This is a genomic window from Olsenella sp. An285 (assembly GCF_002159625.1).
Taxonomy (GTDB): domain Bacteria; phylum Actinomycetota; class Coriobacteriia; order Coriobacteriales; family Atopobiaceae; genus Thermophilibacter; species Thermophilibacter avicola.
Window position 1 is genome coordinate 62309 of the sequence record NZ_NFIZ01000001.1, and the last position, 20055, is coordinate 82363.

A 20055-nucleotide genomic window follows, 5' to 3' on the forward strand; every position below is an offset into this window, starting at 1 on the left:
AGGTTGCCATGATCAACGTCATCATCGTCCTGGCCGTGGTGGCGGTCGTCCTTCTTGCCGCCCAGCGCTACCTGCGGACGCTCCGCCGGGGCGGCTGCGGGTGCGGGTGCTCGGGCGGGGGAGAGTCGCACGTCACGCGCCCGACGGTCGCAGATACCAACGAGGCGCATTACCCGTACGCTGCAGACCTCACCGTCGAGGGCATGCACTGTGACCACTGCCTCGCCGCCGTGGAGGCCGCGCTCGACGGCATCGGCGGCGTGTGGGCGCGCGCGAGCCTCCCCGACCGCGTGCGCGTGCTCTCCAAGGATCCGATCGATCCCGTCGCGCTCGCTGCTGCCGTGGAGTCGGCCGGCTACCACGTGGCGGGATAGCGCGCGGCTTCTGGACGGTTCTTCTCGCCAGAGCGTCCGCAGCTGCGCGCGGCCCGCTAGTTGTGAAGAACCCGTGTGGTATGGGCTAAAAGTAAACCTACTCAAACTTTCGAGTCAGAAATGCGGCCAGAGGGGTATCACTTGAGCAAGCCCCAACGGGTAGCCACCAATCAAAGGAGCCAAGCATGTCCCTCATCAACAAGGAGATCGCCGACTTCACCGTCCAGGCCTATCAGGACGGGGACTTCCACACCGTCACCAAGGCGGACACCCTCGGGCACTGGAGCCTGTTCTTCTTCTATCCCGCCGACTTCACTTTCGTCTGCCCCACCGAGCTCGAGGAGCTGGCAGAGAACTATGACGCCTTCAAGGCCGAGGGCTGCGAGGTCTACTCCGTGAGCTGCGACACCCACTTCGTGCACAAGGCGTGGCACGACGAGTCCGAGCGCGTGGGCAAGGTTGCCTACCCCATGCTGGCGGACCCGGCGCACGTCCTCGCGCGCGACTTCGAGGTCCTGATCGAGGACGACGGCCTCGCCGAGCGCGGCGCCTTCATCGTGGACCCCGAGGGCCGCATCCAGGTCTACGAGGTCACGGCCGGCGGCATCGGCCGCAACGCCAAGGAGCTGCTGCGCCTGGTCCAGGCCGCCAAGTTCGTGGCCGAGCACGGCGACCAGGTCTGCCCCGCCAAGTGGCAGCCGGGCGCCGAGACGCTGAGGCCTAGCCTCGACCTGGTGGGTCAGCTGTAGGCGCGCTGTGCGCGAAGACTCGGACAGGGCCGCGACCGGGCATCCGGCCGCGGCCCTCGTACATAGGGAGCAAAGAATGAGCGAGAAAAACCTGAGCGAGAAGAACGCAAGCGAGAAGAACGCAAGCGAGAAGAACGCGGCGGCCCGGCCCGATTCCAAGAGCCTCTACGACGCCGTCATCATCGGCGGCGGTCCCGCCGGCCTCACCGCGGCCCTTTACCTCGCACGGGCGCGCTACCGCGTGCTCGTGGTCGAGCGCGAGACGTTCGGCGGGCAGATCACCATCACGAGCGAGGTGGTGAACTACCCCGGCGTCCTCTCCGCGAGCGGCGCCGAGCTCACCGAGACCATGCGGCGGCAGGCCGAGTCGTTCGGCGCGGAGTTCCTGCTCGCCGAGGTGACGGGGCTCGATCTGGCGGGCGACGTCAAGCGCGTGAGCACCTCGCGCGGGGAGCTCTCCTGCCTCGCGGTCCTTCTCGCCACCGGGGCGAGCCCGCGCCGCCTGGGCTTTGCCGGCGAGGAGGAGTTCCGCGGGCGCGGCGTGGCCTACTGCGCCACCTGCGATGGCGAGTTCTTCACGGGAAAGCGGGTCTTCGTGGTGGGCGGCGGCTTCGCTGCGGCTGAGGAGAGCGTCTTTCTCACCAAGTATGCGAGCCACGTGACCGTGCTCGTGCGCGGGGACGACTTCACCTGCGCGCCCGCGGCGGCCGAGCCCGCGAAGAGCCACCCCAAGATCGACGTGCTCTACAACACCGAGCTCGTGGAGGCAGGCGGCGACGAGGTCGGGCTCCGGCACCTGCGCTGCCGCAACACGCATACCGGCGAGGAGACCACGTATGAGGCTCCGGCGGGCGAGACCTTTGGCATCTTCGTCTTTGTGGGCTACGCGCCGGCGACGGGGCTCGTGCGCGGGATAGCCGAGCTCGACGAGCGCGGGTACGTTCTCACCGACGAGCGCCAGATGACCTCGGCGGACGGCCTCTTTGCCGCGGGCGACGTCTGCGTGAAGACGCTGCGCCAGGTGGCGACGGCCGTGGGGCAGGCCGCCCAGACCGCGACGGACATGGAGCGCTACCTCAAGGCCGCACAGGAGCGCACGGGCCTCGTGCCCCAGGCGCCGGTGTCGCGCCCGCGCGCCCCCGAGGCGCCGAAGGGAGAGCTCCCGGCCGCCCAGGACGACGGGTCGCTCCTCACGCCGGAGATGAGGGCGCAGCTCGACACGGTCTTCTCGCGCATGGAGCGCCCGCTCGTCCTGCGGCTGCACCTCGACGATGGTCCGGTCTCGACCGAGCTTCGAGCATACATGGAGGAGCTGGCCGCGCTTACGGACAGGCTCTCCGTGGAGGTAGCGCCTTCGGGCGAGCTGTCCGCCGGGGAGCTGCCCTGCGTGCGCGTGTGCCGCGAGGACGGCGCGTGGACGGGCCTTGCCTTCCACGGCGTGCCGGGCGGCCACGAGCTCACGAGCTTCGTGCTCGGGCTCTACAACGCGGCAGGCCCCGGGCAGCCCATCGCGGACGCGGACCGCGCCGCGGCGGAGGGAATCACCGAGGACCTGCAGATCACGCTGCTCGTCTCGCTCTCGTGCACGATGTGCCCGGACACCGTGGTGGCCGCGCAGCGCATCGCCGCGCTCAGCCCGCGCGTGACGGCGGAGGCCTACGACGTGGCGCACTTCGGCGCGCTGCGCGACCGCTATCGCGCCATGAGCGTGCCGTGCGTGGTCATCCGCCATGCGGACGGTCGCGAGCGCGTGACCTTTGGCAAGAAGGGCGTGGCGCAGCTGCTGGAGGAGATCGTATAAGGGACAGGCACTTTTGCACACATACCCTGCCTACGGGCATCCTGCGCTCTCGTTGTTACGGTTCGAGGACCGTAACAACGAGACCCGTCCCACTGACAAGGGCACCTGTCCTCCGCCGTTACGGCCCCATGGCTGCAATGACGGATCCAAGCCATGTGGCACAGACTGTATATTCACAAGTAGTATACTTATGAATATACTAATTGTACTAGAGAGGGGCATCATGAAGTTCGTTGGGCGAGCGCGCGAGCTTGAAGAGCTCGAGCGGCTCTATCAACAGGGGTCGTTCCAAATGGTAGTCCTCTACGGTCGCCGCCGTGTGGGCAAGACAACGCTTGCGGCTGCCTTCGCCCAGGGCAAGCCGACGCTTTCTTTCACGGCGAAGATTCAAAGCGATGCGCTGAACCTGCGTGACTTCTCGCGGAAAATCTACGAGTGGGCGAGCTTTCCCGTGAGTACGGGAGCATTTCCCTCATGGGAGGAAGCCCTTGCCTTTGTTGCCCGACAGGCGGGCGACACCCATCTCATCTTTGTGTTTGACGAGTTCCCCTATGCCGCATCAAAGAACGAAGGGCTCATATCGGCATTGCAGGTTGTCATCGACCATTTGTTTTCGAAGACGAACATCTTCCTCATTCTCACGGGGAGCAACCAGGGGTTTATGGAAGAGCGTGTGATGGGGGAGGCGTCCGATTCCAGAGGCGGCATGGGTGCAAAGAACCCCTTGTTCGGGCGGCGCACAGCACAAATCCATCTCGCCCCGTTCGATTATGCTGATGCGGCACGCATGCTCCCCAATTCGTCCCTCGAGGACCTGGTGAGATACTATGCGTGCGTTGGGGGCACACCGCACTACCTCGCAGGGATTGACGAGGGGCTGACATTCGAGGAGAACATCGCTAACCTTTTCTTCTCAAAAGAGGGGCTTCTTTACGAAGAGCCTCTCATGCTGCTGCGCCAAGAGCTCCGAGAGCCCGCTCTGTACAGCTCGATTCTGGACGCCGTGGCGTGCGGCGCGAATCGTCCTCAGGCGATTGCCGACCGCATTGGAGAGAATCGCACGGCGGTGGGCAAGTATCTCGGAACGCTTTCTCAGCTGCACCTGGTGAAGAAGGTTGTTCCGTTTGGGGAGAATCCCAAAACGTCGCGCAAGGGAATCTATGCTCTTCACGAGCCCAGCTTTGCGTTTTGGTATCGCTTTGTCGCTCCATATGCCGACGCCATCGAGCTTGACGCGGGCGCGCCGATTTCTCGGGAGGTCCTTGGCGGAGAGGAGCTCAACGCGTACGTTGGGTTATGGTTCGAGGAGATGTGCCTGCAATGGGTTGTGTCACAGGCGAGGGAGGAACATCTTCCGTTTGTTCCGCTCCGGTTTGGACGGTGGTGGGGGGCCAACCCAACAACGAAGCAACAGGAGGATATCGATGTTGTTGCTGACAGTCGCATCCGCTCGTCGCTTCTGATCGGGGAGTGCAAGTGGAGGAATTCCTTCAACGAAAGTGATGAGGTGGCAAAGCTGCGTCGACGCGCAGCGCTGCTTGGCAGTTACCGAGATACGTGGCTTGCGCTGTTCACCAAGCATGACATCGCGCCCGCAACGCGGAAGAAGCTCGAGACAGAAGGTAACTGGCTCCTAGTGGATACTGAGCGCCTGTATGCTCAGGTTCGGTAGGAAGAAACCATTGAAGTGCATGCTAGACAGGTATGCTGCGCAGAGGCGAACAGAGTTATTTTATCAAACGGGACATCCTTGACCTGAAGGCAAAGCCCGTTTCGAGCTCGAAAAGCGGCGTCGTGAGCTTACTGACCATCGCCGGTGCTTTATTGGTCGTGAGTGCGCGAGCATGCGTCATGCCGCAGCAACATCCAGAAACCGCGTGCTTACGGTCTCTTTGAACAGCTGTGGGCTCATCCCATACGCCCTTGAGAACGCTGCTGAGAAGCTCGTGGGGGAGCGGTAGCCGACCTTCCTCGCCGTCTCGGCAACCGCCTTCCCGGATGCGAGCAGCACCCTCGCCTCGCGCATGCGCCGTGCGGTAAGGTAGGCACTCCACGTGCTCCCGGTCGTATGTTGGAACAGCCGCTTGAACTTCGTGAGCCCCATGCCCGCCGCGGAGGCGGCCTCCTCCTGGCTCGCGCCCTCGCGCCACCGTGTGTTCGCAAGCTCGACGGCGGCGAGTACGCCAACCCGGTCGTCACGGCTCTCCGGCAGGGAGGCGGCCACGGTTCCGACGAGTGAGCCGAGCAGCACCTTTGCCGCGCCCTCGTAGACGAGCGCCGCTCCTGGCACCGCCGGGTCGACGCCAGAGATTTCGTCAAGGGCGGAGAGGACCCCGGGCGCCCAGCCCACGTCATGGCGCATCTCCGCGAGGAGCGACGAGGCCTCGCCGATGGAGTTCCATTCTAGTTCCGCGAACGCGCTCCGGAGCGCGCCCTCGAAGTACTCGACCTCCGCGTAGGCGAAGTGCGAGCCGGCCGGCACGGGCGTCGTGACCCATCCCTCGCGCGTCTCGATGTAGGCGATCGCCACGGGATCCGCCGCGCCGGCGCGCCCCTCGCTCGCTGCCGGGCCGCGCACGGTGAGGTAGCGTCGCGTGTCGATGCCGAAGAGCGTGTCCACGAGGATGGTGAAGTCGCAGGTGACCACCGTGAGACCGTCGCCCGCCCACGCGCGGTACCAGCCCTCGGCGCGCACGCCGTCGCCCACGAAGAGCTCGCCGGCGCCCCGGTCGTCGCCTGCGGGCAGGAGCCCCATGCGCTCGAGTTCCTCCGCCTGGAAGAGCCGGGACTCTTCGTTTGGTCGCGCGCCTCTCGGGTCGGTCGTTTCCCCCATGTTCGCACGCCCTTCCTTTCCGCGGTTGCAGAATAACAGTAAGTCTAGTCTAACTTGCCGCGTCCGCATCGGGCTATCCGCGCGGTCGCAGCGGAAAGGGGGCCACATGGCCAAGCGAATGGAGGGCGTGGGCAAGGAGGAGTCCTGGGCCGCCCGCGTCATCGGCTTCACCGGCGGCGGGAGGTGGCTCATCTACCTCTCCATGGTGCTCTCGGCGTTATCGTCGATGTGCTCGTTCGTGCCGTTTATCGCGGTCTACCTCGTGGTGGCGGACGTCGTCGCGGTCTACCCCGACTTCGCCGCGCTCGACGCGGCTCGCATGGCGGGGCTCGGTTGGATGGCCCTCGGGGGTGTGGCGGGCAACATCGGACTCTACCTCGCGGCGCTTCTCTGCGCGCACTCGGCGGCCTTCGACGCCGAGTACAACCTCAAGCTCCAGATCGTCGAGCACCTGGGGCGCATCCCGCTGGGGCGGCTCGAGGCGCTTGGCGCGGGGCGCGTCGGGAGGGTCATGGACGAGAGCGTCGGCGCCATCGAGGGGTTCCTCGCCCACTCGCTGCCCGACATGGCGGTGGCGTTCACGGCGCCGGTGGCGATCGTGGTGCTGCTCTTCGTCTTCGACTGGCGCTTCGGCCTGGCGGCGGTGGCGTGCGTGGTCGCGGCGTTCGGCGTCGAGGCGGCGGGCTTCTCCAACAAGTCGATCACGGACAAGATGCGGCGCCATCTGGTCAACCAGGAGCGCATGACGAACGCCACGGTGGAGTACGTGCGCGGTATGCCCGTCGTGAAGGCGTTCGGCCAGACGGCGGAGTCGTTCGGGCGCCTGTCCGCGGCGGTGCGCGCCTACACCGACCTCGCGCTTGACGTGGCGCTCTTCTGGCAGAGCCTCATGCCGGCCTTCACGGCCATCATCAACAACGCCTACCTGTTCGTCCTGCCGGTGGGCATCGCGCTCGGCGCGGGGCTCGCGGGCGGCGCGTTCCGCCCGTTCGCGCTCGACTTCATCTTCTACCTCCTGTTCGTGCCCTCCATCGCCGGCGCGCTCAACAAGATGATGTACATCTCCGAGGACAGCATGATCATCTCCTCCCACCTCTCGCGCATCGACGAGGTGCTCGGCATCCCGGTGCTCCCTGCGCCGGCGCCCGGGTCCGCGCGCGTGCCGGAGCGCTTCGACGTGGAGCTCGACAGCGTGTCGTTCTCGTATGGGGCGGAGGGCGAGAAGGACGCCCCGCTCGCCCTCGACGGCGTGAGCCTCTCCGTGCCGGAGGGCACCACCTGCGCCCTCGTCGGGCCGTCGGGCGCCGGAAAGTCCACCGTGGCGAGCCTCGTGGCGCGCTTCTGGGACGTCTCGGCGGGCGCGGTGCGCATCGGCGGCGTCGACGTGCGCGACATCGACCCTGATGTGCTCATGGGATGCGTGAGCCTTGTCTTCCAGGACGTGCACCTCTTCCGGGCGAGCATGCTCGAGAACATCCGCATGGCCCGTCCAGATGCCACGCGCGAGGAGGTCGTCGAGGCGGCGCGCGCCGCGCAGGCCGACGCCTTCATCCGCGCGCTGCCACAGGGATACGACACCGTCTACGGCAGCGAGGGCGTGCACCTCTCCGGCGGCGAGGCGCAGCGCGTCTCCATCGCCCGCGCCATCCTCGCCGACCGGCCCATCGTGGTGCTCGACGAGGCCACGGCGTTCTCGGACCCGGAGAACGAGCACCTCATCCAGAAGGCGTTCGAGCGCCTCATGGCGGGCAGGACCGTGATCATGATCGCGCACCGGCTCTCGGCCGTGGCGGGCGCGGACCAGATCGTCGTCATCGACGGCGGCCGCGTGGCGGAGCGGGGCCGGCACGAGGGCCTGCTCGCCGCGCGCGGCACCTACGCGCGCATGTGGGAGCGCTACACGCAGGCCCTCTCATGGGGCATCGGGTCGGAAGCGCCGAACGGAAGGGAGGTGGCCTAGATGGCTGCCCCGAACAGGATCCCGCGCCTCCAGCGCGCGCTCGCCCTCACGGACCAGGGCTACCGCGGCCTCAAGCGCGCCATCGCGGCGTGCACCCTTACCAACCTCGCCCTCATGGTGCCCTTCGCCATCACGGTCATGGCGTTCGGGGCGGTGCTCATGCGGCTCACGGGGGAGAACGTCGACTGGCAGGCCCTCTGGGGACTCTTCGCGGCGGGCGTCGCAGGCCTCGTCGTCGTGTTCCTCTGCGCGCGCAACGACTATCGGCGCACGTACGTGACGGCGTACCGCGAGACCGAGGCCACGCGCATGGGCCTCGCCGAGCACCTGCGGCGGCTCCCCATGGGCTTCTTCAACCAGCGGGATCTCTCCGAGCTCACCGAGAACCTTATGGGGGACGTCTCCAGCCGTGAGTCGCTTATGTCGAGTACCATCCCGCAGCTTGTGGCGAGTTGCGTCTCCACGGCGGTCGTGTGCGTCATGCTCGCCTTCTTCGAGTGGCACCTCGCGCTCTGCGTGTTCTCGACGCTGCCGGCGGCGCTTCTCATCGTGCTTGCCGCGCGCGGACACGAGAGGCAGCTTTTCGAGCGGCAGACCGGTGCACGCCTGGAGGCGTCCGCCCGCCTCATGGACTTCGTTGGGGGCATCCGCGACATCCGCGCGTGCCGGCAGGTGGGTGCGCAGTCCGCACCCATGCGCGCCGCGCTCCAGACCCTGCGCGACATCGCGATGAGGGTGGAGCTCTCCGTTGACGTGTGCGTTTCGGCGGCCACGACGGTGCTCCAGGCGGGCGTGGGCCTCACGGTCTTCGTCGGCACGGCGCTGCTCGCGGCGGGCGAGGTCGACTTTCTGACCCTCCTTATGTTCCTGCTCATCGCCTCGCGCGTGTATGGGCCCATCACCTCGATACTCTCTCAGCTGCCGAACCTTCTTCAGCTCTCGGGACGTACGGCGCGGCTGCGCGCCCTCGCCGACGAGCCGGTCGCGACGGGTTCGGGTGACGCCGCAGGGCTGGGCGAGAAGGGCGTCGAGCTTGCCGACGTGCGCTTCTCGTACGGCGCGGGCGGCGACGAGGTGCTGCGAGGCGTCTCCTTCCGCATGGAGCCGGGCACCGTCACGGCGCTCGTGGGCCCCTCCGGTTCGGGCAAGTCAACCGTAGCCAAGCTCGTCGCGCGGTTCTTCTCACCGACCTCTGGCTCGGTCTCGGCGGGCGGGGTCGACCTCGCGACGCTCGACGAGGAGTCGTGGCTCGGCAACGTCTCGGTGGTCTTCCAGGACGTGACGCTCTTCGATGACACGGTCATGGAGAACATCCGCATGGGCCGGCGCGGTGCCACCGACGAAGAGGTGCTCGCGGCGGCAAGGGCGGCCCATTGCGAGGAGTTCATCGAGCGGATGCCGGAGGGCTGGGGCACGCGCCTCGGCGAGAACGGGGCTAGGCTCTCCGGCGGCGAGCGCCAGCGGCTCTCCATCGCCCGCGCGCTTCTTAAGGATGCGCCGATCGTGCTGCTCGATGAAGCGACGAGCTCGCTCGACCCCGAGAACGAGACACTCGTGCAGGACGCCGTGAGCAGGCTTTGTACCGGCAAAACGGTGCTCGTGATCGCGCATCGCCTGCGCACCGTTGCTGGCGCCGACCGCATCGTGGTGCTGGATGGCGGACGCGTCGCCGAACAGGGCACTCACGCCGAGCTCATGGCCGCGGGCGGCCTCTACGCCCGTCTCGTTCGCATCCAGGCCGAGAGCCTCGGCTGGAGTGTCGGCGGCAGGGGAGGACGCTAAGGCCGGCGGGCCGAACGGCGGGCGGGGCCGTCCAGACGAACAGTCCCCACGGGCGGCTCCTCTCACCGCCGCCAGCCTCCCTCGGGCCAAGCGATGAACTGCCTTGAGCGGAATTAAACATCGTCTGCCCGGCCTACCAAAATGGCAGCGCCCCTCGGGGAACAAACCCACGGGGCGTTGCGCTTTCCAATGGGCTGGGGCGCTGGGGCGGCGGCCGCCTGGGGGGAGTCAGGCCTCCTGCGCTGACGAGCTGGCCGCCCTCCCTACCTAAGCAGGACCTCGACCACCGCGACGAACGCCGCGACCGTCGCGGCGAGCAGCGCGACGAGTCCCTACGACTTGGGGTTGCTCTAGTTCATGGTTCAGCCCACGCCGAAGCGGCGGGGCACAACGACGAAAGAGTCCTCGCGGTCGACGTCCCGGGGCTGGTGGTCGGTGAGGACCGCGGCGGACCCGGACGACCCGGCGGACGTCCTCACGCTCGACGAGCGCCGCCTCGCCTCCCTCGAGGAGGTCTTCTGGGACATGAACGCCATCGACTTCGAGGTGCAGGAGCGCCGCGTCGAGGAGATCGTCGAGGTCGAGCGGGAGGACGGCACCGTCGCGGAGGGAACCGAGACCGTCACCAGGCGCGTGCTCGTGGTCACGCTCTCCGCGAGGTCCCCGGACGAGGCGGCGGCGTCCTACGGCTTCACGGCCGAGCAGGCGGACATGCTCGCGCAGCTCCTCGACGAGCGCTACGCCGCGATGTGGCAGTCGGTCCTCTACGGGGTGACCGGCGGCAGCGGGGACATCGTCGAGGTGGCCGCCTCGCAGATCGGCAACGTCGGCGGGCAGCCGTACTGGTCGTGGTACGGGTTCTCCGGGCGCGTCGAGTGGTGCGCGTGCTTCGTGAGCTGGTGCGCCAACGAGTGCGGCTACATCGAGGCCGGTGCGGTCCCGAAGTTCGCCGCGTGCTCGGCCGGGGTCCAGTGGTTCAAGTCCGCGGGGCTATGGCATGACCGTGGGTACGAGCCGCGGCCGGGCGACATCGTGTTCTTCGACTGGGGAGGGGACGACGGTGCCGACCACGTGGGCATCGTGGAGTCCTGCGACGGCTCGACCGTCCACACCATCGAGGGCAACACGAGCGACTCCTGCGCGAGGAGGAGCTATGGGATTGGCAGCGCGTCGATACTCGGGTACGGGACGCCGCTGTACTAGGCGTTCCGCGCCAAGGGCGCGGCTTTGCGGGCGCCGTCTCTCGGCGCCCGCTTTTTCTTTGGCGAATGGGCGGCCGTGGGGATTGTCGGCTGGACCCGCGCGCCGCCTCAGAGCGGGAGGGCGGCCACCGCGGCGGCCGACGCGGCGGACACGGCGAGCCCGATCGCCTCCCCCGCCAGGAAGCCCAGCCAGTGGGGGCGGACGTCGAGGTAGGCGTCCTCGAGGTCCTCGGTCCCGGGGATCCTCACGCCGCGCCCCCAGCAGAACCAGAGGGTGTCGAGCACGAGGGCGTCCCAGAGGTTGACGACGGACCACAGCGAGAAGCACCAGCCGAGCGCGCCGGCGAAGTCCCGCGCGCCGGACGCCAGCGCCACGGCGGCCAGCAGGGCCACGAGCGCGAGCGCGACGGAGAGCTTCCTGGCGGCGGTGCGCCTGAGTTCGGGGATCCTGCCGGCATACTCGGGGAGCGCCTTCAGGCGCTCGCGGACCGCGGGTGGGAAGTCCTGGTACCAGAACATGGGGTCGCGCCTGAGCGACGCCCATACGGCGGCGGAGAACAGCAGGCAGGCCGCCGCGGCCTCAGCGGCGAAGAGGGCGGGCGACATCGCTCACCCCCTCCCGAACAGGTAGTCGAGGAGCTGCTCGCGCATGAGGGCGAGGTTCTCCGCGAGGGCGTCCGCGTGCAGGCGCGCCCGGTTCTCCCAGGCGAGCGCCATCACCTTCATCATGTTCGCCGCGACGTGGGGGTCGACGCCCTCGCGCATCCCCCTCAGGCGCGAGGCGATCGCCGCGAAGACCGCCTCGTCGGTCGCGGGGTCGAGCACGGACCTCCCGGGCAGCTTCCCGGCGAGCCACGCCATGTCCTCCGGGGAGACCTCGCCGAGGACGCTCTCGCCGCCGTCGAAGGAGAAGCGCCCGAGGAGCGCGGCGACCTCGCCTCGGCCGAGCCCGCCCCGCTCGCGGGCGAGGCCGTCGATGGCCCGCCACATTGCGGCCTTGCCGTGCGTTATGCGGGCGAGCGCGAAGGCCTCCTTGGTCGGGTAGAGGCGGTAGAGCGTCCGCTTGCCGACGCCGACCCGACGCACCGCCTCCTCGACGGTCATCTTCCGCACGCCCTTCTCCCGGATGAGGGCGAGCCCAGCCTCGAGGAGGGCCTCCTCGGTCGGTTCGAGCGGCTGCGGCGGTATGGCTGCGGGCATGGCGCCTCCGTCCAACGTGGTCCTACGGGTTGGACGCTAACAGGTCGTGGAGTCCTGTCAAGAGGGAGAGTTCCTTCGTCGCGAAGCACATCGCCTTCATCGCCGGCGTGCGCATCCTCTGTTCTTCGCTTGAGGCTCGACGAAAAATGGAGCCGCAGCGCTCGAGGGCGGTCATGGCATGAACCCCGCAGCGGAATGCTGCGACGAAGCCGCTCTGTTCGAGCGCGGTGCCATCCTGCGGGGTCCGGGCCAAACGCCGTCTTCTTGACGGACGCCGCGCTGTATTTGAAGCGCAGCGGATCGTCAACGCGCCATCGGGCGCGTTCCGCCGACGTCCTCGCCCTTCACGGCCGACGAGCGAGAGTGTTTCGGTACTCGCTTGGAAGCATGCCGGTTTCACGCTGAAAGATTGTCGAGAAGCGGCCCGAGCAGGTGTAGCCGACCGCCCGTGCAACCTGGGCGATCGTGAGGTCGGGCTGCCGCAGGAGCGATTCGGCCATGCTCACGCGGCGTCGCTGCACGTATGCGGTGAAGGTCGACCCCGTCTCGATTCGGAAGCTCTCCTTGAACTTGGTGGGGCTCATGCACGCCGCACGGGCGAGGTCGGGCACGAGCAGGTTGCCTGCGGCGTGGTCGTCGATGTAGGAGATGACGGCGCGGATCCGTCTGGCGTCCTCTTCGGAAAGCCGAGCGCAAGGTTTCTGGTGGGAAGCGCGGGTTCTCTCCACGAGCAGCCCGAGCGCCTCAAGCACCTTCCCTTCGTAGAACAGCAGGCTCCTGCTTTCGTCGCCCGGATGCGGATAGAGGCTTGCGAGCAGTGCCCTCATCTCCGGGAACGCATGCATGTCGTTCACGGATAGAAACGCGTCGCGCACGCTTTCGAACTGCCCTTCGTATTCAGACTCCAGGTATTCGGCCGACATGCGGGGCGTGACCTCGATTCCTATGGCACGGACGGGAACGCCGCCGTGGACGAGCCCGCGCCAGCCGCCTTTGTCGCTGCAGAACCCCCAGAGCGCCTTTGAGCGCAGTTTCCGATACGGCGTGAGCTCCTCGCCCGAAATGGATTCGTACCAAGTGATTGAAAGGTACTCCGGCAGCTTGAACTCGAGCAGCGCGTCTTTCTCGAGCGTGAAGTCGTGGATGGCGATGTTCCATCGGTCGCTCGGCGCGCAAAGATGGTAATACCCATGGGCGAATCCGCCCGAAGAGGCGTACGACTTCCACAGCGGACCGAACCCTGCGGGGCGAGGCGTTTCTTCGAATCCCGACTGCTCTATCGTCGAGGCGTGGATGCCGCCGTCCTCCATTGGTCCGGTCCCTTCGTTTCAGTAAGACATGGTTAACAAATATGATATCAGGGGGACGCCGGCCCGGGAGCAGACGATAAGGCCGACCACGCGACGATCGGACGCGAAAGTACGACGATTGGACGCCTCGGGGGGCGTGACTCTTCCCAATAACCTTCTCCTACATAGAGTTAGCTATGACTTACATCTATCTTCGTAAGGAGGAACTATGCAAAGCGGCGTTCAGAAGGCGAAACGTGGCCTCGGGGCGAGAGACCTCGTGACCACGGGCGTGTGCATCGCGCTCTACTTCGTGTTCATGATGGTGGGGAGCATGCTGTTCGCGCCCAACCCGGTTTTGACGTTTCTCATGCCGGCGGGCGCGGCGCTTCTCACCGGTCCGGTCTACCTGCTCCTCGTCACCCGCGTGCCGAAGCACGGACCCCTCATCATCCTTGGCATCGTCGAGGCGGTCGTCATGTTCGTTACGGGCATGTACTGGCTCTGGTCGGTGTTCCTCGTCGTGCTCGGCATAGTGGGCGACCTGATAGCGGGCGCTGGAGGCTTTAGAAGCAAGCCGCTCAACATCGCGAGCTTCCTCGTCTTCTCGCTCAACCCCATGGGCTCCTACATTATGCTCTGGCTTGATCCGACGGGGTATTCCGCGTACCTGACCGAAAAGGGCACCGAACAAGCGAATATGGACACGATGGTCGCAACCGGCGCCGACTGGGTGCTGCCTGCGATGATCGGGCTTACGATCGCCTGCGCGCTGGCAAGCGCGCTCGTTGGAATGCGGATGCTGCGCAAGCAGTTCGAGAAAGCGGGGATGACGGCGTGAGCGGGCCGCTTTCCGTGCGCCTTGACCCGCGAACGAAGCTCGCCCTGCTGTTCGTCTGGGCGCTTGCGGTGCTCTTTTCCCCGGGCTTGCCGTTCGAGGCGGGGATGATGGCGCTCGCCGTCGTCTTCGGGGCGCTGTGCGGCAAAATGCGCCTGTCGATCGCGATGTTCGCCCTCTACTGCGCAGCCATGGGAATCGCCATCGCGCTCGTCCAGGTGAACCTCGGCATCTTCAGCACGCTTTTCAACTCGTTCTTCCTGCTCGTCCGCAAAGTGTTTCCCTGCGGGCTGCTGGCGGCCATCATCGTTTCGACCACGCAGGTCAACGAGTTCATGAGCGCGTTTTCGAAGATGCGCTGCCCGCGCGAGGTGACGATTCCGTTCGCGGTGATGATGCGCTACGTTCCCGCTATTCGCGAGGATTGGGGCTACATCAAGGACGCCATGCGCATGCGCGGGGTGAGCCCCACCCTCGGCGGCTTTCTGCGCAGGCCGGGCCTCACGGTCGAGTGCCTGTACGTCCCGCTCATGATGAACGCGCTCAACGTTGCCGACGAGCTTTCGTGCGCGAGCGTGGCGCGAGGAATCGAGAACCCGGCGCCGCGCACGTGCTACCTGCATATCGAGTTCGGCATAGCGGACGCGGCGGTTGCCGTCGTTGCCGCGGCCGTCCTCGCGACGGCGATCGTACTAAGGGGCCTGGCATGATAGAGCTTTGCGACGTGACGTTTACCTACGAGCGGTCCGCGCCGGGGCGGGCCGCAGGCGTGTCGCGGCTCGACCTTGCGGTTCCGCAGGGCTCGTGCGTGCTGGTGTGCGGCCCGTCGGGGTGCGGCAAGACGACGGTGACGCGGCTGGCGAACGGGCTCGCTCCGACGTTCTTTCCCGGTGCGCTTTCCGGGCGCGTGACAATCGACGGGCGCGATTGCGCTCAGATGCAGAGCTGGGAGGTCGCGCTCTGCGTCGGGAGCGTGTTCCAGAATCCGCGCACGCAGTTTTTCAACGTGGATTCGACCGGCGAGATGGCCTTCGCTTTGGAAAGCCGCTCGACGCCGGAAGAGGAGATCCGCAAACGCGTGGCGGAGACCGTCAGCGAGCTGGGCATCCGACATCTCGCCGACAGGAGCATTTTCTCGCTTTCGGGCGGTGAGAAGCAGCGGATCGCGTTCGCGAGCGCATGGGCGGCGCGGCCGACGAACCTCGTGCTCGACGAGCCGACGAGCAATCTCGACATGCAGGCGATCATGGACCTGCGCTCGTACGTGGCGACCGCCAAAGCCGCCGGGGCGTCCGTGCTCGTCGCCGAGCATCGCCTCTGGTGGCTTGCGGGAATCGCCGACGAGATTGTGGTCATGGGCGACGGCCGCGTTACGAAGAGGCTTTCCGCGCAGGAGTTCGCATCGCTCTCCGCGCGAGAAGTCCGCGAGCTCGGGCTGCGCGTCCGAAGCCTGAACGACGTCGCGGCATCGGCTCGCGTGACGGCCGATTCCCAAACGCGTTCGGAGTCGGCACCGCGGGCTGATGGGCGGGCCGGGGCGGGCGAAGTCTTTCAGGCGGAAGCGGGGCTCGATGTTCGCGACGCGAGGGCGGGGTACCGAAAGCACGAGGTGCTTCGCGGTGTGGACCTTTCGGTGCGAGCGGGAGATGTCGTCGCCCTTGTGGGGAGAAACGGCGCCGGCAAATCGACCCTCTCGCGCGCGATATGCGGCCTGGCGAAAGGATCGGGGGCGTTTCGGCTTTTCGGCAAAGAGGTGAACGAACGGGAGCGGCTCTCGCGCTCGTCGATGGTATTCCAAGATGTGAACTACCAGCTCTTTGCCGAAAGCGCCGCATCGGAGGTCGTCTTCGGCTTGCCGAAGGACCGCGCGCGGTCGGTCGACGTGGAGGGCATCCTATCGTCGCTTGGCCTGCGTGACGTTTCCGGGCGCCATCCGGCAACGCTTTCGGGCGGCCAGAAACAGCGCCTTGCGGTTGCGTCGTGCGTCGCCGCCGGGAAAGACGTGCTCGTGTTCGACGAGCCGACGAGCGGGCTCGACCTTGAGAGCATGAGGCGGGTGGCAAGCCTTATCCGCCGCCTTGCCGACGAGGGGCGAGTCGTTCTCGTGGTGACGCACGATCTTGAGTTCATTGCGTGCGCTTGCGATCGCGCCGTGGAGCTCTCCGAAGGCGTGGTTGCGGGCAGCTACGACGTCGCGGGGGGTGTCGGCGCGATACGCCGTGCGTTATTCGTCGATAGCCAGTGCGACGATTGGACGTAACCTTGCGCCGAGAAGACGTATGCACGCCTCGTAAGCGCCGCTAGAAAGCAGAATAGTTATCCTCGCCTTGAAACTACGTGATCGAATACGTCCGTTCGTCACAGAGACGAACAAGTGCAGACATGCGAACAAGGAGGCGGTATGGCAAAGGAGAAGAAGGCAGGCGGGGCGTTCTCGCTCGTGCTCGCATGGGCGGGCGCCAATCGGAAGTTTCTGGTCGCGTCGATGATCACGGCGACGGCATCGGGCCTTATGACCATGGTTCCGTACTGGGGCGTTTTCGAGATCATGCGGGCGGCGTATGCGGGGACCCTGACCGAGGGGCTGCTCGCGCGGTGCGCCGTCGTAGTGGCGATTGGATTCGTCGTGCAGTACGCATGCTTCGCCGCCTCGAGCCTGTTGTCGCACAAGGGCGCCTATCGGACGCTTTTCGACGTGAGGTGCCGGGTCGTCGACCATCTGGCGCACGCGCCGCTTGGGTCCCTGGGAGAGCGGTCGGCGGGGCAGATCAAGACGGTGCTGCTCGACGACGTCGAGCGCCTCGAGCTGTTCTTGGCCCACAACATTCCCGAAGCGTTTATGTATCTTGCGGGGCCCGTCGCGGCGTTCGCCTTCCTGTGCTCGACGAACGCACCGCTCGCGCTCGCGACGCTCATCCCCTTTGCCGCTGCCGTAGCGCTCATGGGGGCGTGCTTCAAGGTGATGGGAGAGGTCATGCCCCGGGCTGCCGAGGCGCTTTCGCATATGAACTCCGTCATGGTCGAGTTCGTCTCAGGAATGAGGGTCATCAAGGCGCTCAACATGGGGACCGCCTCCTTCAAGCGCTTCCGGGACAGCGTCGACGGAGAGTACGACGTATGGTGCGAGATATCCCGCAAGACCGCGCCAGCCTATGCGGCGTACCTGGTCGTAATCGAATGCGGGCTGCTCATCATGGTTCCCCTCGGCGGGCTCATGTTCACGACGGCCGCCATCTCGGGGAGCACCTACCTGCTGTTCGCGTTCGTCGGATCCCTCTACCTCGTGGAGATTCGCCTGCTGCAGGAGGTGGGATCCAAGCTCGCCGAGGTCGCAAGCGGCGCGACGCGCGTCCAGGAGCTGCTGGACATGCCGGTGTTCGGAGGCGGATCGCCGTTCCCCGAACGATCCGACATCGAGCTTCGCGACGTGCGGTTCTCCTACGACGCCTCTCGCGAGGTGGTGCGCGGGGTATCGCTGCGCATCGCCCAGGGAGAGCGACTTGCGATCGTCGGGCCGTCCGGTGCGGGGAAGACGACCCTGGTCGAGCTCATCAGCCGCTTCTACGATCCCGATTCCGGCGAAGTGCTCATCGGTGGGCAGGATGTGCGGTCGATCGAATACGACGACCTTTTGGCGCATGTCGCCGTCGTCTTCCAGAAGACGTTCCTCACGAGCGGCAGCATCTTGGAGAACATCCGGATGGGCCTCGACGCCTCGATCGAGGACGTGCGCCGGGCCGCGCGGCTTGCCTGCATCGACGATTCCATCATGACGTTGCCGGAAGGCTACGACACCGAGATGGGAAGCCTTGGCGACAGGGTGTCGGGAGGGCAGCGCCAGCGTATCGCTATCGCGCGCGCCATCCTGAAGGACGCGCTCATCCTTATCCTCGACGAGGCGACGAGCGCCGCCGATCCGGAAAACCAGCTCCAGATCGATACGGCGATCGGGAACCTGTGCGAGGGGAAGACAGTGATCATCATCGCGCACCGCCTCGGCGTGGTCCGCGGATGCGACCGGGTCGCCGTCGTCGAAGACGGGTCCGTGACGGCGGTCGGCACGCATGAACGGGTTCTCGCGTCGTGCCCGTATTACGCGCGGGCATGGCGCGACTACGACGAAGCGCGAAGCGTCAGCTTCGGATGGGCGGACGCTTCGGAGGACGACAGCTCGGGCGGCGGGGAAGCGGGCTCGACGAGGAGCTCCGCAGAAGGCGCCGGGGCAGGCTCGAGGAAAGGGGCGTAGCGGTGACGGGTCAGAATACGGCGTCGCGGCGGGATTCCGCGCGCATCTTCGCGAAGAACAGGCGTTTTTCCATTCACGTTGCCTGCATGGTGGCGGACGGAGTGCTCGATGGGTGCAACTTCGTCCTCATCTACCTCGTGATACGGGGCGTTTTTGAGGGGACGTTCACGATGTCGTCGGCTCTCGCCATGACGGCGGCGGTCGCGGCGGTGTTCGCGGTCCGTCTCGTCGTGTACGGGTACGGCTACCTCCAAGGACAAATCGGCGGCGCTCAGATAAGCCGAAGCATCAGGGTCTATCTCGGCGAGAAGATCAAGAAGATCCCCCTTTCGCGCTTTACCGAACGGAGCTCGGGCGATTACCTGAACGCGCTCACGGTGAACGTGAACGACTACGAGCAGATTCTCACGCACAAAACCGGCAGCATCGCGAAGAACATCTCTCTGGCGACCATGCTCATCGCGTTCGTTACCTGGCTTTTCGCTCCGGCGGGGATCATCGTCGCCGCGATGTACCTCCTGGTCATTCCCGGGCTCGCCTACTCGTGGCGCCAGGTCAGGCGTTTCGGCGCGCGCAAAAGCGCCATCCAGGTATCGAACGCGAGCGCGATCGTCGAACACGTGACGGGTATGCAGACGCTGCGCGCCTACGGCATCGGCGGGACGGCGAACGACCGCATCGTCGAGAGCATGCGTGCGTTCTCCGACATCAGCTATCGGTACGAAGCGGCGGTAACGCCGCCGGGTGCCGTGGTGTTTGCCCTTATCGGCATGGGGACGCCCGCACTGTTTCTCGTCTGCGGCGAAGCGCTGCTCGCGGGAACGCTCGATGTGGTCTCCGCCGTGCTCATCATCATGCTGCCCTTGTTCATCATCAAGATGACGACGGCGCTTTTCGTCGATTTGACCGCCTACCGCAACCTGTCCATTGCGAAGCGCCGCATTGCGGAAGTCGCCTCCGAAGAGGAGGAACAGGGTACAGACACCACGTTCCCTGTCGGGGACGCGGGCATCGAGCTTGCTGGCGTCGACTTTGCGTACGAGCGGGACAATCCCGTGTTCCGAGGCCTCGATCTCGTGTGTCTCCCCGGCAGGCTTACGGCGCTCGTGGGGGATTCAGGCTGCGGAAAGTCGACCGCGCTCTCGCTCGTTGCCCAGTATTACAGGCCCGACAAGGGATCGGTCCTCATCGGAGGCACGGATACGGCGGCGTACGCCCCCGAGCGCGTGCTCGAGAACGTGTCGATCGTAGACCAGGACGTTTTCCTGTTCGACGACTCGATTTCCGAAAACGTGCGCTACGCCAAACCCGGCTCAAGCGGTGAGGAGATCAGGGAGGCGTGCCGCCTGGCGAACGCCGAGGGCTTCATCGAGCGGATGCCCGAGGGCTACGACAGCCGCATCGGCGAGAACGGGTCGCGCCTCTCGGGAGGCGAGCGGCAGCGGCTTTCCATCGCTCGCGCTATCTTGCGGGATTCCCCCATCGTGCTGCTTGACGAGGCGACGGCATCGCTCGACATCGAAAACGAGCTGGCGGTCAAACGGGCGATCGGGAACCTTCTCGCACGCCGCAAGACGGTAATCATGATCGCGCACACGCTGCCCATCGTGAGGACCGCCGACAGCATCGCCGTCATCGGCGACGGGCATGTGATCGAGCAGGGGACGCACGAGGAGCTCGTCGCGCGAGGCGGGAAGTACGCCGTGATGTGGGCGGCCGACCGCCAGCTCGCCTGACGTCCCGACAAACGCGCTCTCGAACCTCGCCGCCGCCGGCCTCGT

At 66.3% G+C, this 20055-nt stretch carries 16 protein-coding genes; 12 read left to right on the top strand and 4 right to left on the bottom strand.

Features of this window, described 5'->3' with window-relative positions:
• Positions 1-8: 8 nt before the first annotated feature.
• The 4 genes from B5F79_RS00275 (at position 9) to B5F79_RS00290 (ending at position 4596) form a co-directional block, all read left to right on the top strand.
• The gene (locus tag B5F79_RS00275; protein ID WP_087216913.1) at positions 9-374 is read left to right on the top strand and encodes a heavy-metal-associated domain-containing protein; all 366 of its coding nucleotides are present in this window, start codon (positions 9-11) and stop codon (positions 372-374) included.
• Positions 375-559: 185 nt separating this feature from the next.
• A complete protein-coding gene (ahpC, locus tag B5F79_RS00280; RefSeq protein WP_087216914.1) occupies positions 560-1123 on the top strand; it encodes an alkyl hydroperoxide reductase subunit C in 564 nt (187 codons plus the stop codon).
• A 76-nt stretch (positions 1124-1199) separates the two neighbouring features.
• Positions 1200-2924 carry an FAD-dependent oxidoreductase gene (locus tag B5F79_RS00285; protein WP_087216915.1) on the top strand — a complete coding sequence of 575 codons (1725 nt, stop codon included), beginning with the start codon at positions 1200-1202 and terminating at the stop codon, positions 2922-2924.
• Positions 2925-3147: 223 nt separating this feature from the next.
• A complete protein-coding gene (locus tag B5F79_RS00290) occupies positions 3148-4596 on the top strand; it encodes an ATP-binding protein (RefSeq protein ID WP_158094795.1) in 1449 nt (482 codons plus the stop codon).
• A gap of 177 nt (positions 4597-4773) precedes the next feature.
• Here B5F79_RS00290 and B5F79_RS00295 read toward each other — a convergent pair whose 3' ends face one another.
• Entirely contained in the window at positions 4774-5757 is a 984-nt protein-coding gene (locus B5F79_RS00295) for a helix-turn-helix transcriptional regulator (protein ID WP_158094796.1), read from the bottom strand.
• Positions 5758-5863: 106 nt separating this feature from the next.
• Between B5F79_RS00295 and B5F79_RS00300 the strand changes: the two genes are divergently transcribed.
• The 3 genes from B5F79_RS00300 (at position 5864) to B5F79_RS00310 (ending at position 10702) form a co-directional block, all read left to right on the top strand.
• Positions 5864-7717 carry an ABC transporter ATP-binding protein gene (locus B5F79_RS00300; RefSeq protein WP_206390923.1) on the top strand — a complete coding sequence of 618 codons (1854 nt, stop codon included), beginning with the start codon at positions 5864-5866 and terminating at the stop codon, positions 7715-7717.
• Positions 7718-9499, top strand: a complete 1782-nt coding sequence (locus tag B5F79_RS00305) for an ABC transporter ATP-binding protein (RefSeq protein WP_206390925.1) — start codon at positions 7718-7720, stop codon at positions 9497-9499.
• 435 nt (positions 9500-9934) lie between these two features.
• Entirely contained in the window at positions 9935-10702 is a 768-nt protein-coding gene (locus tag B5F79_RS00310; protein ID WP_206390927.1) for a C40 family peptidase, read from the top strand.
• A 107-nt stretch (positions 10703-10809) separates the two neighbouring features.
• Here B5F79_RS00310 and B5F79_RS00315 read toward each other — a convergent pair whose 3' ends face one another.
• The 3 genes from B5F79_RS00315 to B5F79_RS00330 form a co-directional block, all read right to left on the bottom strand.
• Positions 10810-11307 carry a hypothetical protein gene (locus B5F79_RS00315; protein ID WP_087216919.1) on the bottom strand — a complete coding sequence of 166 codons (498 nt, stop codon included), beginning with the start codon at positions 11305-11307 and terminating at the stop codon, positions 10810-10812.
• A 3-nt stretch (positions 11308-11310) separates the two neighbouring features.
• Entirely contained in the window at positions 11311-11901 is a 591-nt protein-coding gene (locus B5F79_RS00320; RefSeq protein ID WP_087216920.1) for a TetR/AcrR family transcriptional regulator, read from the bottom strand.
• Between the two features lie 344 nt (positions 11902-12245).
• Entirely contained in the window at positions 12246-13211 is a 966-nt protein-coding gene (locus B5F79_RS00330; RefSeq protein ID WP_087216922.1) for a helix-turn-helix domain-containing protein, read from the bottom strand.
• 208 nt (positions 13212-13419) lie between these two features.
• Here B5F79_RS00330 and B5F79_RS00335 point away from each other — a divergent pair, with 208 nt between their 5' ends.
• The 5 genes from B5F79_RS00335 (at position 13420) to B5F79_RS00355 (ending at position 20010) form a co-directional block, all read left to right on the top strand.
• The gene (locus B5F79_RS00335) at positions 13420-14031 is read left to right on the top strand and encodes an MptD family putative ECF transporter S component (RefSeq protein ID WP_087216923.1); all 612 of its coding nucleotides are present in this window, start codon (positions 13420-13422) and stop codon (positions 14029-14031) included.
• A complete protein-coding gene (locus B5F79_RS00340) occupies positions 14028-14738 on the top strand; it encodes an energy-coupling factor transporter transmembrane component T (RefSeq protein ID WP_087216924.1) in 711 nt (236 codons plus the stop codon). Before B5F79_RS00335 ends, B5F79_RS00340 begins: the two co-directional genes overlap by 4 nt.
• On the top strand, positions 14735-16288 hold the full coding sequence (locus tag B5F79_RS00345) for an ABC transporter ATP-binding protein (RefSeq protein WP_087216925.1): 1554 nt from the start codon (positions 14735-14737) through the stop codon (positions 16286-16288). Before B5F79_RS00340 ends, B5F79_RS00345 begins: the two co-directional genes overlap by 4 nt.
• Positions 16289-16429: 141 nt before the next feature.
• Positions 16430-18274 carry an ABC transporter ATP-binding protein gene (locus B5F79_RS00350; protein ID WP_087216926.1) on the top strand — a complete coding sequence of 615 codons (1845 nt, stop codon included), beginning with the start codon at positions 16430-16432 and terminating at the stop codon, positions 18272-18274.
• A 2-nt stretch (positions 18275-18276) separates the two neighbouring features.
• The gene (locus B5F79_RS00355) at positions 18277-20010 is read left to right on the top strand and encodes an ABC transporter ATP-binding protein (protein WP_087216927.1); all 1734 of its coding nucleotides are present in this window, start codon (positions 18277-18279) and stop codon (positions 20008-20010) included.
• Positions 20011-20055: the final 45 nt, after the last annotated feature.